General features: G+C 68.0%; 13 protein-coding genes. 10 read left to right on the top strand and 3 right to left on the bottom strand.

Annotated features, from left to right (window positions below):
- Nucleotides 1-112: 112 nt before the first annotated feature.
- Nucleotides 113-685 (bottom strand): PadR family transcriptional regulator, encoded by a 573-nt coding sequence (locus ACWEQQ_RS36440; protein ID WP_452351429.1) that lies wholly within the window; start codon nucleotides 683-685, stop codon nucleotides 113-115.
- Nucleotides 686-772: 87 nt separating this feature from the next.
- On the opposite strand from ACWEQQ_RS36440, the gene ACWEQQ_RS36435 reads away from it, so the two are divergent.
- Nucleotides 773-2,194, top strand: coding sequence for an MFS transporter (locus ACWEQQ_RS36435; protein WP_452351428.1), 1,422 nt, complete (start codon nucleotides 773-775; stop codon nucleotides 2,192-2,194).
- Between the two features lie 31 nt (nucleotides 2,195-2,225).
- On the opposite strand, the gene ACWEQQ_RS36430 is transcribed toward ACWEQQ_RS36435, so the two are convergent.
- Nucleotides 2,226-2,507: a TetR-like C-terminal domain-containing protein gene (locus tag ACWEQQ_RS36430; RefSeq protein ID WP_452351483.1), complete on the bottom strand. Its 282-nt coding sequence runs from the start codon at nucleotides 2,505-2,507 to the stop codon at nucleotides 2,226-2,228.
- Here ACWEQQ_RS36430 and ACWEQQ_RS36425 point away from each other — a divergent pair.
- The 5 genes from ACWEQQ_RS36425 (at nucleotide 2,478) to ACWEQQ_RS36405 (ending at nucleotide 6,603) form a co-directional block, all read left to right on the top strand.
- Nucleotides 2,478-3,062 (top strand): SRPBCC family protein, encoded by a 585-nt coding sequence (locus ACWEQQ_RS36425; protein ID WP_452351427.1) that lies wholly within the window; start codon nucleotides 2,478-2,480, stop codon nucleotides 3,060-3,062. The two genes, ACWEQQ_RS36430 and ACWEQQ_RS36425, sit on opposite strands and share 30 nt — an antisense overlap.
- Before the next feature lie 114 nt (nucleotides 3,063-3,176).
- Nucleotides 3,177-4,028, top strand: coding sequence for an alpha/beta fold hydrolase (locus ACWEQQ_RS36420; protein ID WP_452351426.1), 852 nt, complete (start codon nucleotides 3,177-3,179; stop codon nucleotides 4,026-4,028).
- On the top strand, nucleotides 4,021-4,593 hold the full coding sequence (locus tag ACWEQQ_RS36415) for a TetR/AcrR family transcriptional regulator (protein ID WP_452351425.1): 573 nt from the start codon (nucleotides 4,021-4,023) through the stop codon (nucleotides 4,591-4,593). Before ACWEQQ_RS36420 ends, ACWEQQ_RS36415 begins: the two co-directional genes overlap by 8 nt.
- A 53-nt stretch (nucleotides 4,594-4,646) precedes the next feature.
- Nucleotides 4,647-5,486: an alpha/beta fold hydrolase gene (locus tag ACWEQQ_RS36410; RefSeq protein ID WP_452351424.1), complete on the top strand. Its 840-nt coding sequence runs from the start codon at nucleotides 4,647-4,649 to the stop codon at nucleotides 5,484-5,486.
- 109 nt (nucleotides 5,487-5,595) lie between these two features.
- Nucleotides 5,596-6,603, top strand: a complete 1,008-nt coding sequence (locus ACWEQQ_RS36405; protein ID WP_379384480.1) for a zinc-binding dehydrogenase — start codon at nucleotides 5,596-5,598, stop codon at nucleotides 6,601-6,603.
- A gap of 30 nt (nucleotides 6,604-6,633) precedes the next feature.
- Here ACWEQQ_RS36405 and ACWEQQ_RS36400 read toward each other — a convergent pair whose 3' ends face one another.
- Nucleotides 6,634-7,707: a metallophosphoesterase gene (locus ACWEQQ_RS36400; RefSeq protein WP_452351423.1), complete on the bottom strand. Its 1,074-nt coding sequence runs from the start codon at nucleotides 7,705-7,707 to the stop codon at nucleotides 6,634-6,636.
- 206 nt (nucleotides 7,708-7,913) lie between these two features.
- Between ACWEQQ_RS36400 and ACWEQQ_RS36395 the strand changes: the two genes are divergently transcribed.
- From ACWEQQ_RS36395 to lhgO, 4 genes are all read left to right on the top strand, one after another.
- A complete protein-coding gene (locus ACWEQQ_RS36395) occupies nucleotides 7,914-9,269 on the top strand; it encodes a hypothetical protein (RefSeq protein WP_452339399.1) in 1,356 nt (451 codons plus the stop codon).
- An 87-nt stretch (nucleotides 9,270-9,356) separates the two neighbouring features.
- Entirely contained in the window at nucleotides 9,357-10,148 is a 792-nt protein-coding gene (locus tag ACWEQQ_RS36390) for a TIGR03084 family metal-binding protein (RefSeq protein WP_452351422.1), read from the top strand.
- A 431-nt stretch (nucleotides 10,149-10,579) separates the two neighbouring features.
- Nucleotides 10,580-11,332, top strand: coding sequence for a hypothetical protein (locus tag ACWEQQ_RS36385; protein ID WP_452351421.1), 753 nt, complete (start codon nucleotides 10,580-10,582; stop codon nucleotides 11,330-11,332).
- A 10-nt stretch (nucleotides 11,333-11,342) separates the two neighbouring features.
- Nucleotides 11,343-12,536, top strand: a complete 1,194-nt coding sequence (gene lhgO, locus ACWEQQ_RS36380) for an L-2-hydroxyglutarate oxidase (RefSeq protein WP_452351420.1) — start codon at nucleotides 11,343-11,345, stop codon at nucleotides 12,534-12,536.
- The last annotated feature ends 23 nt before the right edge of the window (nucleotides 12,537-12,559 follow it).

Below are 12,559 nucleotides of genomic sequence, written 5' to 3'. Positions count from 1 at the left end.
TGACACGCTCGAGCACCCGCGACAACGCCGTCGCCAACACGGCGGCGGTCGGCGGGTGCTCGAGCGCCGAACCTCGATCGACGCGGCCCGGCTCGGGCTCGCCGAACATCGCTCAACTGCCCGCCGGGAACCGGCCCGCCCGCAGATCGTCCCGGAACGCCTCCAGGCGGGCGATGTGGATATCGATGTCCTCGGCTCCCCACCTGTGCAGCTGCTCTGTCATGGCGATGCCCAGGTCACGGTCGAAGGGGAACTCCGATACCTGCGGCAGGGTTCGATCGCGATCGCGGAAGCGGGCCACTTGGTCACGGCGCGCGGCAAGTTCGGTCTCGACCAGCCGTAGTAGCTGTTCCTTGGTCATGAATCCCGAGAAGCTCATCCGGGCCAGGAACTCCGGATCGGTGAACTTCGTCGGCGGGTTGTAGGGACCGGTGAGCCAATCCAGAAAGACCGTCATTCCTTCGGCGGTCAGATGATATGTCTTCGCGTCCTGCGGTCCGGGCCGCTCCTGGACCTCGTAGGTGACCAAACCCTCGTCGGCGAGCCGGGACAACGCGCGATACACCTGACTCATCTGGGTATTGGAGCGCATGAACCGCCCATGAGTGTCGAAGAACTTCTTCAAGTCGTAGCCGGTCGCCGGGACCATGCCCAGCACTCCGAGCAACAGCAACTCGAGCTTCATCAGCAAGCCCTCTCACCTATAGCAAGTATTCCATTTGTTGAGTACTCTCGTATGCCACTAGTCTAATACACGGACACCCGAGGAGCGTTGCATGGAGTCATCGACGGGCTGGACCATGCGATCTGGCCGGCCTCTCTCATGACCTCTTCTCCCGCCTCGGCGGCATCCGCCGACCTCGACGTGCCCGGCTCCCCGCGCCGCTGGCGGCAACTGGCCCTGCTCAGCGGGCTGATCAGCATGGACAACAGCGAAGCCGCCGTGGTGTCCACCCTGTTCCCGGCCATCAGAACCGCACTGGGTCTGCCGCTGTCGGCGTTGGGTGTGCTGGTGGCGATCAGCAAGATCGTCACGATGATCTTCGGGCCGGTCTGGGTCCTGGTCGCCCAGCGATTCGGGCGCAAAACCATCCTGGTGACAACCTGCGGACTATGGGGTCTGTGGTCCTGCGCCGCCGGACTGGCGCAGAACTTCACTCAGCTTCTGGTGCTGTACACCATCGCAGCCATCGGCTTCGCCGCCGGCGGGCCGCTGGTGAACGGCATGCTCGCCGACCTGTTCGGCGACAGCCACCGCGGGCGCGCCGCCGGACTGCTCTACGGAGGCGCCGCGGTGCTCGGCGCACTCGTTGCGCCGGCGCTGGGTCAACTCTCGCGCGTGGACGACGGCTGGCGCTACGGCTTCTTCGCCGCCGGAGCCATCACCGTGGCAGCCGGGCTGCTGGTGTGGCGCTTCTTCGAAGACCCCCGTATCGGCGCAACCGACGGGCCGGCCATCCCGGAAACAAGGCTGGGGTTGTCGCATGCACGGCAACTGCTGGCCGGCCGCACCTTGCGTCTGATCCTGGTGCAACGGCTGTTCAACACCCAGCTGGCCTTCATGAGTTTCGGCGTCGTGTTCCTGGTCAGCACCCGCGGATTCAGCAATGCCGATGCCGCATTGATCGCGCCGTTCTCGATGTTGTCGTATCTGCTCGGCACTGTGCTGGGCGGGTTTCTCGGTGACTACTTCCAGCGGGTACTGCCTCGCACCGGCCGACTCGGGCTGTGGCAGTCCGCGGTGGCGCTGTGGGCCGCCGCCGCGGCACTCGGGACCCAGGTTCCCTGGCACGAGCTATGGATCTACGGCGCCATCTTCACAGTCGTTGGACTCACGCAGGGCTTCATTCCCGGCTGCAACCGCCCGATCCTCATCGCCGTCACCGCGCCCGAACTCTGCAGCGCAGCGTTCTCACTGATGATCGCTGCAGAATCAGCCGGTTGGGCGATCAGCACACTGATCATCGGCTACCTCGGCGACCGCATCGGCCTGCAAGCCACCCTTCTCTATGTTGTCGTGGCAGTGACGTTCGTCAACGCCCTGTTCATGTTCGTGATGTACCGGCCCTACATTCAGGAATCCGAAGCCGTGCACAGACATTCGAACGAATTCGCCACCGATCCACCAGCACCACAACCATGCGACGCCGTCGCCCACGAGGACCCCGGCATCGCGGACGTCCCGAGTCGCTGATCGGAATCGGGAACTGCGTGATACGTGCTGGTCAGCGCGCTGTCAGGGAGTCGAGCTCGGCGGCGAAGAGGTGGGCGGGGTCGAAATCCATGCCGTTGAAGTGGCCGGCGAGTTCGAGGGAGAGGACGCCGTGCAGGCGGGTCCAGAAGGACAGGGCGCGGCGGGCGGCCGGGGGGAGATCGGCGGCGAGCGGTGTCGTCGAATCGGCTCGGGGCAGTGCGGAGAAGGCTTCGACCAGCAAGGTCATGATCTCGTCGGAGATCTCGGTGGTGTCCGCCGGGGCGTGGTAGCCGGGGACGGGGGTGCCGTAGATGAGGAAGTACCGCTGGGGATCGGTCAGGGCCCACTCCCGGATGCGGATACCTCACCGCTGACCTGCGCGGGGCAGAGCATCGATACCGCCGCGCCGATCCACTACCGGACCGAGGCGCTGATCAAGGCGCCGCTGGACACCGTCTGGAATCTGCAGACCGACGTCGAGGGGTGGCCGTCCTGGCAGCAGCCCGTGACGAGCATGCGGCGCCTGGATGCGGGACCGCTGCAGCCGGGCTCGCAATTCCGTTGGACCACACCGGCTCCCGCTACCGCCACCACCCCCGCGACCACGCTGACCATCACCTCCACGGTCCAGCAGGTGCAGGCCGGCGGGTGTATTCGCTGGAGCGGGCCGGCGGTCGGCGACGGGATGAGCATCGACGGCGGCATTCACGTCTGGACCTTCACCCCGGTCGACGGCGGCGTGCTGGTGCGTACCGAGGAGAACTGGACCGGGGCCCAGGTCGAGACGGATGTGCCGACCTCGACCCGGTTCCTGGGCGCCGGACTGGAGGCCTGGCTGGCCAACCTGCGGACCGCGGCCGACCGCTAGAACGCGGTGCGCCACGCCGGCCGGACCGATTTTCCGGATGGGGGTTGACGGCTTCAGCTAAAGCGATTAGCTTTATGGCTATCGCAGTTAGCTACTCCTGGAGAGTGAAAGACCATGACGCAGTACGTGGACATCGACGGTGGCCGGATCGCTTACGACGAGATGGGTGAGGGCCCGCTGGTCGTGCTGTCGCACGGCATGGGGGTCGATCGCAATGCCTACCGGCACCTGATGCCGCTGCTGGCGGCGGCCGGGTACCGGGTCGTCAACACCGATATGCGCGGCCACGGCGAGTCGAGCATGGGCTGGGCGTCGGTCACCGGCAAGGAGGCCATCAGCCGCACCGATGTCGCCAATGATCTGCTGGCGGTCATCGAGAAGCTGGGCGGCGGACCGGCCATCGTGGTGGGCCACTCGCTCTCGGGCGGGTCGGCCACCATCGCGGCGGCGCAGCGGCCGGACCTGGTGCGGGCCATTGTGGAGATCAACCCGTTCACGCTGACCCAGAAGGCCGACATCGCAGCGCTCTTCACCAACTCCCGCCACCGCAGCGGCATGCTCCCGCTGATGGGCACCATGATGTTCAAGAGCCTCGGCCAGTGGCTGAAGTACCTGAAGGTGGCCATCCCGACCAAGCCCGCCGACCTCGACGAGTACCTGGCCGAGGTCGCGGCCAAGCTGCGCGAGCCGGGCCGGTTCGCCGAATTCATGAAGACCGGGCAGTCGACCCCCGCGGACGCGGAAGCCCAGGTGCCCAATGTGACCCAGCCCGCGCTCATCATCATGGGCACCGCCGACCCGGATTTCCCGAGCCCCGAGGCCGAAGGCCAGCGCATCGTCGCCGCCCTGCCGGCCGGACTGGGCAGCCTGGGCCTGGTCGAGGGCACCGGCCACTACCCGCAGTTCGAGGCCGCCGACCGGGTGGCCGAGCTGATCCTGCCGTTCCTGAAGGAACATCATGCCTAGGGTGGGCTTGAGCCGGACCGACGTCGTCGCCGCGGGGGCCGCCCTCGCCGACGAGGTCGGTTTCGGCAATCTGGCGCTCGGGGCCCTCGCACAGCGGCTCGGGGTGCGAACCCCCTCGCTGTACAAGCACATCGAGAGCCTGGCCGACCTGCAGCACGGCATTGCCGCGCTCGCCATGGCCGAAGTCGACCAGCGGGTCCGCGACGCCATGCACGGGCTCTCCGGCAGTGCGGCCCTGGCCGCCTTCGCGAATGCCTTCCGCGACTACGTGGTCGAGCATCCGGGCCGGTACACCGCGACCGTCGGCGCCGCCTTCACCGGGCCGGATGATCCACTGCTGCAGTCGGGTGCACGGGTGCTGGAATCCATGGCGGCGGTGCTGCGCGGCTACGGGGTCGGCGAGCAGGAGATGGTGCACGCCCAGCGCACGCTGCGCTGCCTCTTCCACGGCTTCGCCACCCTGCAGGCGTCGGACGGCTTCCAGTGGAGCAACGACTCCGAGGACAGTTTCGAGTGGATGATCCGCTTCCTCGACCGCGGCCTCACCGAAATCGGCTCGCACTGAACCGGTTTGCGGGACCATGAATCCAACACTGGCAACGAAGGTGTTGGAGTGTCATGGAAGACGTCACATTCGACGGCACCCGAATGGCGTATGTGCGGCAGGGGGAATCCGGTCCGCCGGTGGTGATGCTGCACAGCGCCGGGTCCTCCCATCTCATCTGGACGCCCCAGATCGCGGCGCTGTCCCGTGCATACCGGGTCTACGCGGTCGATCTGCCTGGTTACGGCGCTTCCTCCCGGCCCGTCGACGGGTACACGCTCGAGCGCTACACCGAACTGATCCGCGCGTTCATCGAACACCACGAGCTCACCGAGGTCGGACTGGTCGGCAACTGCGTCGGTTCGGCCGTCGCCCTGACGCTGGCCCGGCGGCATCCCGAGCAGATCCGGGCGGTGGTGGCGATCAATCCGCTCACCGAATCCACTGCCATGCACGGTGATTGGCGGCAGGCGGCGCGCCTGGCCCGAGCGCTGCCGGACGACTCCGCCCGGAAGCTGAGCGGCTGGCACACCCCACGCTGGGTCGCCCGCCGCACCGCCCGATCCTGGTTCACCACCCGGCGCGCCTACCGCGAATGCCCGTACGTGGCGCCCCTGTCGTCCGGTTTCCCGGCGCGGGCGCTGATCTATCTGGTCCGCGACCTGTCTTCCTTTGCGACACTTGACGATTGGCCCGATCGCGACGGCGTGCCACCGATCTGCGTCATCTGGGGCAACCAGAACCGAGTTCTCTCCGCCGCGGCCGGGCGCACGGTCAATGCGCGACTGCGCCCCGACCGCGCCGAATACCTCGACGGCTGCGGCCACGTCCCCATGCTCGAACGCGCCCCCGACGTCACCGCCATCATCACCGAATTCCTCACCGCCCACCTGCCCGCCGACAGCGTGCGCTGAGCACCACACCGACTCGGTGGTTCGGGCAAACCGCCCGAGCCGGCGCGGACGCGGCCTACCATGGCGCCGGGGCGGGGCCGCCCGAATCGGATACCGCGAGGAGCCATCGATGACCATGCTGGCCGCACGACTACACCTGGGGCCGAACCGCCGACTGGAGCTCGAGGAGGTGCCGATTCCGGAGCCGGGACCGGACCATGTGCTGGTCAAGGTGGAGGCAGCGGGAGTGTGCCTCTCCGACGTGCACCTCATCGACGGCACGCTGACGCCGCTGTTCCTGCGCGACGATGCGGTGACGCTCGGGCATGAGGTCGCCGGGACCGTGCACACGCTCGGGCCGGGAGTGACCACCGCGAAGGTGGGGGATCGCGTAGTGCTGCAGGCCGGGGAGCTTCGCAACGGGGCCACCTTCACCCGCGGCGTGGACTACGACGGCGGCTGGGCCGAGTACACCCTGGCGCGGGTCGACACCCTGGTGCCGATTCCGGACGACCTGCCGTTCGAGCAGGCCTGTTTCATTCCCGACGCGGTGTCCACGCCGTGGGCGGCCATCACCGCCACCGCCGAGGTGAAACCCGGTGAGGCCGTGGGCGTCTGGGGCGTCGGCGGGCTGGGCGCGCACGGGGTGCAGCTGCTGCGCCTGGTCGGCGCCGCGCCGATCATCGCGGTGGATCCGCTGCCCGCCGCCCGGGAGCGGGCGCTGTCCTTCGGCGCGGACCTGGCCTTCGATCCGGCCGATCCGGACCTGCGGCGCAAGGTGTTCGAGGCCACCGGCACCGGCCTGAACGCCGCTTTCGACTTCGCCGGCGTGGCGCCGGTGCGCGAGCAGGCGGTGGTCTGCCTGGCGCCGCAGGGCCGCCTGGTGCTGGTCGGCCTGACCGACAAGCCGATCACCATCACCGGCGGCACCGCCTTCAGCTTCTTCCAGCAGCAGTTGCGCGGGCACTACGGGTCCACGCCCGAGCACGTCACCCAGCTGGTGAAACTGCAAGGGCTGCACCGGGTCGACTTCTCCCGCTCCGTGAGTGCCGTGGTCCCGCTGGCCGATGCCGCCAAGGCCGTGCACTCCCTGGAATCCAAGGAAGGCAACCCGATTCGGATCGTCCTGAAGCCCTAGGCCGCTCACGCACCCGGCACGGTTCGCGGATTACGCGAGCCGGCGCTGGAAGACGTTGGCGGACCGGCCGTTCGAGAGATCGACCGTGTAGACCCCCAGGTCGGCGGACGTGGGGGTCAGGTCCAGGACCATGAAGCCGAGGTCGGTGTAGTTCTCGTACAGCGCACCGTTGGCGGTGTGCTTGCCACCCGGGGACGGTTCGCCGTGCACCGATTTCGCGGCCGCACCGGAGATGATCTGCCGGGTGCCCTTGGCTGCCGCATTGGGTTCGAGTACCTGCAGCGAGTGGTCGTGGCCCGACAGCAGGAACTGGCACCGGCCCAGCACGTGCGCCTCGAAGAAGTCCTTCACATAGCGGCCGTCGATCGGCTCGATGCTCAATCCCTCGTATTCCCCGGCGTTTCCGTGCGGCCCGTTGTTGAGGTACGGGTGGTGGGTGCAGGCGATCTTCCACTTCGCCGGCGACTCGTCGATGGCCCGGTCCAGCCAGGCGGCCTGCTCGGTCATGAACTGGCCGTCGGCCGCCCAGTAGGGCTGGAAGAGCGGCGGCAGGTAGGCGGCGATGGGATTGAGGTCCAGCACGAAGAATTCGACGACCGGCTGCTCCTGCGGAATCCGCACCGAGTAATAGCGGGACGGCATGAACCAGCGGGCCGAGCGCGCGTGATAGGCCACCTCGTGATCGCCGCGCAGCAGCCAGCCGCCGTCGCCGGGCAGGATCGAGGAGTTGTCGTGATTGCCCTGCACCATGAGCCAGGGGAAGTCGAGATCGTGGTTGGGATCCTCGAACTTGGCGGCGAACTGGGCGTCGTCGTCGGACCACGGGCCCTGCTCGTAGACATTGTCGCCGAGGCCGAGGGCGAAGGAGAACGGCTCGCGCGCATGCAGTTCCCGCATGGCGTCGGCGACCTGCCACTGCGGCCGCGCACCGGTGCCCGCGTCGCCGGTGACGAGAATGCGCAGGCGGTCGGCGTCCGGAAGCGGGAATTTGCCGGTGGCCGGGGCATTCTCGGCGCGGGCGGGCGCACCGGTGGCCGCGAACGCGGCGACCCCGGCGGCCGTGGCGGCCGTACCGGTCAGAAACCCACGACGGTCGAGCGACATGCTGATCTCCTGCCTGTATCCACTGGTCAATTGACCAGTATTCCCACTTCCGGGACGCGCCGCAGACTACGTCGGCATGACCTTGCCAACACCCCCGCGACACGACGCGTTCTGCCAGGCCAGGACCTTTTGACAGCGCCTCGGACCGATGAGAGTGTTGGTAGTCCGTTTTCTCACCATCAGCTAGGCCACAGGGGGACGCTGCTATGACGACACTGGCCTCGGGTCTGTTCCTCGACTGGGAACAGCTGACCGGCCAGCCCAAACTCGTCGTCGATCTGATCAGCTTCCCGATCTTCAGCGCCATCGCCGGCTGGCTCACCAACTGGACCGGCGTGCTGATGTTGTTCTGGCCGGTCTACTTCCAGGGCTTCCGGGTGCCCGGCCTGGAGATCCTCTACCCCTACCTCCCGCGCCGCGTGCAGGTGCTGCCCACCTTCTCCGGCGACGGAAAGCGGCTCGGCTTCCAGGGTTTCATCCCGGCGCGCGCCGAGAAGATGGCCAGCATCTGCGTGGACGTGGCCATCATGCGAATCGGCAGTCCCAAGGACTTCATTCGCGAACTCGACCTCGAGGGCATTGCCGACTACATCGCCGAGGTGGGCCGCAAACAGGTGCCGGAGATGGTCGACGAGATCATGAGCAAGGAGAACCCGGACCTGTGGGGCGCGGTACCCAAGTCGGTGCGCAATGTGCTCTACCAGCGCATCGAACGCGAACTGCCGACGCTGGCCCGGCGCGCCTTCGAACAGCTCGGCGACAATGTCGACCAGCTCATCGACATCAAGGACTTCGTCATCCGGTATCTGCGGGACAACCCGGAGATCCTCAAGGACCTGACCACCACCATCGCCGCGCCGGAACTGAAGTTCATGGTGCGGATCGGCCTGCTGGGCGCGCCCTTCGGCCTGCTGCTGGCGCTGTATATGCATGTGCACCAGAGCATTCCGGTGCTGGGCTGGATTCCGCCGTGGCTGATCATCCTGGCCGCGGCCGCGGCCATCGGTGTGGCCGTCAATGTCATCGCCATCAAGATGGTGTTCGAACCGGGCGACCCGCAGCCGCGCTACCGGTACCTGTGGAAGCAGGCGCTGCTGGCCAAGCGACAGCCCGAGGCCGCGGCCGATCTCGCCAATATCCTGGCCTACCAGGTGCTGACGCTGCCCAACCTGGCCCGGGAACTGCTCGACGGCCCGAACGGCGACAAGACCCGGCAGCTGCTGGAACGGCTCATCTCGCAGGAGATCCACCGCCAGCTCGGGCCCACCCACTCGGTGGTGCGGACGGTCTTCGGCAAGCGGCAGTTCGACAATCTGACGGTCGGCGCGACCTCCGCGGCGGTGGGCCTGGCCCCGAGCCTGGCCGACGATCCGGAATTCGCGGCCGCCCAGGCCAAGAAGATCGACGAGTTCGCGGCCCGCAAGCTGCAGCAGCTCACGCCCGGTGAGTTCATGGAGATGTTCTACGCCTCGGTCGAGCAGGACGCGTGGCTGCTGTACCTGCACGGCGCGGCGCTGGGCCTGGTGGTCGGGGCCGTGCATCTGATCCTTTTCGGCTGGTGAACGGCACTTTTTCCGGCAGGAACGAGGGCCGCCAGAAATCAAGCACGCATGCTTGCATTTTTCCGGCGAGGCTGCGATGCTGGCCCGGTGGCCGACCTCGAGGCATTGCTCGCCGACTTCACCGCCGAATGCGCCGATCTCGATCGGCTGATCGCGGACCTGGATCCGGACGGCTGGCAGCGCGACACCCCGGCCGCCGGCTGGACCATCGCCCATCAGATCGCCCACCTGAACTGGACCGATCAGGTCGCCACGGTGTCCGCGACCGACCCGGTCGAGTTCGACAAACTGGTGCAGGCGGCCCTGCCCAAGGCCCTCACCTTCGTCGACGAGGCCGCCGAGGAGGGCGCGAAAACCCCTGCGCCGCAACTGCTCGTGACCTGGCGGCAGGATCGCGCGGCCCTGGTCGAGGCGCTGCGCACGGTTCCGGCGGGCAGCAAGCTGCCGTGGTTCGGGCCGCCCATGAGCCCGGCCTCCATGGTCACCGCCCGCCTGATGGAGACCTGGGCGCACGGGCACGACGTGGCCGACACGCTCGGCGTCACCCGCGAACCCACGGCCCGCCTGCGGCATATCGCGCACATCGGCGTGCGGACCCGCAACTTCGCCTACCTGACGCATGGCAGGACCGCGCCCGGCGAGGAGTTCCGGATCGAACTGACCGCGCCCGACGGCAGCGCCTGGACCTGGGGCCCGGCCGAGGCCGCACAGCGAATCAGCGGTCCCGCCCTGGACTTCTGCCAGCTGGTCACCCAGCGCCGGCATCTCGACGATCTCGGCCTGGACGTGGTGGGCGCCGACGCCCGCGAATGGCTGGGCCTGGCACAGGCTTTCGCCGGTCCCCCCGGAAGCGGCCGAACGGCGGGTCAGTTCGACTGACCCGCCGCCCATCCCGGCCTCCGACCAGAAATCCCCAATTCCCACCGGGGCTTCGTTCTCGGCGGAACGGGTTTCCAAGGGCTGCGGCCCTCGAGATCACCACTGCTCCCCGAGGAGGAGCGAGCGAGCGCCAGCCTGGGTGCGCCGTGCCTGGTGCCGACCGGACGCCTTTGGCCGGAGGTCTCTTCGATGGCAGTCGAGTTGGCGCTCGCCGCTACCAGGTTTTTACCCAGTCTTTCGGCGGGGAAAACCTGTTGATGTCCAACCTTTCTCCGATGTGATCCTGGTCTCACCGGGAGCGTGTGTTACCTGCCGCCACCGTAACCTGGACGCGCGTACGACTTTCAATGGTGCGGGTCGTCGCGCCGTCCATACACCAGGGGACGGACGGGCGCAGGGGGCCAGGGGAGAGGGAAAGGAACGCACCAGTCATGTCGCATCAACTCGCGACACAGGCCGCCCGGTCGACCCGGCGTACGGCCCAGGTGTTCCGCTACAGCGCCATTGTCACCGCCAGCATGGCCAGCATCGGGCTGACCGTCGCCGCCGGTTCGTACATCGCCAATGAAATGGCCCAGCAGCCGGGCAGACTCGCCACGGCCGCGCCGGGCAACCATCCGGCGCTCGTCGAGCTCGGCCCGCGCGGAGCCGATCAGCCGGGCATCCAGTCCGCCGAGCCGATCGCCGAGAAGGTCGCCCTGACTTCACTTTTCACCAACCGGGGCACGGAACCCACGCTCGTGCAGGTGATTCCGGCCCGCACGCCGGGCACCGGCGCCGCCACCGCGGCCGAGGCGCCCCGCCCGCTGGGCGGTCAGTTCCGGCTCGGCACCGCCTACGTGGGCGCGCAGGTGGCCGCGGCCCAGCACACGGCGACGCTCACCGTCGACACCAATGTCTTCGCCACGTTCGCCGATATCCTGCTGAACACGCCGCTGGGGCACCAGCTGGGCATCAACGGCGATCCGAGCGCCACTACCCGGCTGCGCACCGATGTGGACAGCCGCGGCGACGTGACGCTGACCCTGTCGGACCCCGCGATCGGCAACTACGGCCTGCAGATCGCACGCCATCCGGTCCCGGCCGCCGCGACCGGCACTCCCGCGCACGACACCACCGACACGCACGTACACGAGACGGACGACCGCACGGCAGGGGAAGACTCGGCCACTGTCGCTGTGTGAGACTTCCGGTGTGTACGACTACTGCGTGATCGGCGGCGGCATCGTCGGGGTGGCCACCGCGCATCACATGCTCGAACGCCATCCGGGGGCGAGCCTGCTGCTGCTCGAGAAGGCCGGGCAACTGGGCCTGCACCAGACCGGGCACAACAGCGGGGTCATCCACTCGGGCATCTACTACCAGCCCGGCAGCCTGAAGGCGCGGCTGTGCGTACGCGGCGCGCAGCTCACCAAGGAATTCGCCGCGGCGCACGACATTCCGTTCCGGGTGTGCGGAAAACTGCTGGTGGCCACCGATACCGCCGAGCACGCGCGGATGCTCGCGCTCTACGAGCGGTCCGTCGCCAATGGCGTCGAGGTGGAGTTGCTCGACGCCGCCGAGCTGATGCGGCGGGAGCCGCGCATCACCGGGGCCGGGGCGCTGTTCGTGGCGAGCACCGGCATCATCGACTACGGCCGGGTGACCCGGGCCCTGGCGCAGGAGGTGCGCACGGCCGGTGGTGAGATCGTGCTCGGTGCGGAGGTCACCGCCATTGCCGAAACCGATTCAGCGGTAACGGTTTCCAGTCCGGCCGGCACCTGGCAGGCCCGGCGGCTGGTGGTGTGCGCGGGCCTGCAGGCGGACCGGATGGCCCGGCTGGCGGGCCTGGACATCGATCTGCGCATCGTGCCCTTCCGCGGCGAGTACTACCAGTTGCCGCCCGAGCGCAACGATCTGGTGAGCACCCTGATCTATCCGATCCCCGATCCCGAACTGCCGTTCCTGGGCGTCCATCTCAGCCCGACCATCGATGGCGCGCTGACCGTCGGGCCCAATGCGGTGCTGGGCCTGGCCCGCGAGGGCTACCGCAAGGGCAGCGTGAATATTCGCGACGCCCGGGAGATCCTGGGCTACCGCGGTTTTCACCGGGTGGCCGCCGCCAATGTCCGGACCGGCCTGCGGGAAATGCGCAACTCCCTGTTCAAGCGCGGCTACCTGGCCGAATGCCGTCGCTACTGCCCCGAGCTAACCGTCGCCGATCTGTTGCCGCGGGAGGCGGGCATCCGCGCCCAGGCGGTACTGCGGGACGGCGCGCTGGCCCACGATTTCCTGCTCGAGCACACGCCGCGCTCGGTTCACGTGCTCAATGCCCCCTCCCCGGCGGCCACCTCCGCCCTGCCCATCGCCGAGTACATAGCGGACCGATTGGACGAGTTCGCTCAATAAATAGGATTGCTGTAGTACTTTTA

Source organism: Nocardia sp. NPDC004123 (genome assembly GCF_053603795.1).
The sequence above is the reverse complement of the archived record's forward strand: the minus strand, read 5'-3'. Positions and strand labels throughout refer to the sequence as shown.

Bases quoted from the DNA above. Each gene is read 5' to 3' on its own strand.
- ACWEQQ_RS36440 (WP_452351429.1), bottom strand. From the start codon at position 685: ATGAAGCTCGAGTTGCTGTTGCTCGGAGTGCTGGGCATGGTCCCGGCG.
- ACWEQQ_RS36420 (WP_452351426.1), top strand. From the start codon at position 3,177: ATGACGCAGTACGTGGACATCGACGGTGGCCGGATCGCTTACGACGAG.
- ACWEQQ_RS36415 (WP_452351425.1), top strand. From the start codon at position 4,021: ATGCCTAGGGTGGGCTTGAGCCGGACCGACGTCGTCGCCGCGGGGGCC.
- ACWEQQ_RS36410 (WP_452351424.1), top strand. From the start codon at position 4,647: ATGGAAGACGTCACATTCGACGGCACCCGAATGGCGTATGTGCGGCAG.
- ACWEQQ_RS36405 (WP_379384480.1), top strand. From the start codon at position 5,596: ATGACCATGCTGGCCGCACGACTACACCTGGGGCCGAACCGCCGACTG.
- ACWEQQ_RS36400 (WP_452351423.1), bottom strand. From the start codon at position 7,707: ATGTCGCTCGACCGTCGTGGGTTTCTGACCGGTACGGCCGCCACGGCC.
- ACWEQQ_RS36395 (WP_452339399.1), top strand. From the start codon at position 7,914: ATGACGACACTGGCCTCGGGTCTGTTCCTCGACTGGGAACAGCTGACC.
- ACWEQQ_RS36385 (WP_452351421.1), top strand. From the start codon at position 10,580: ATGTCGCATCAACTCGCGACACAGGCCGCCCGGTCGACCCGGCGTACG.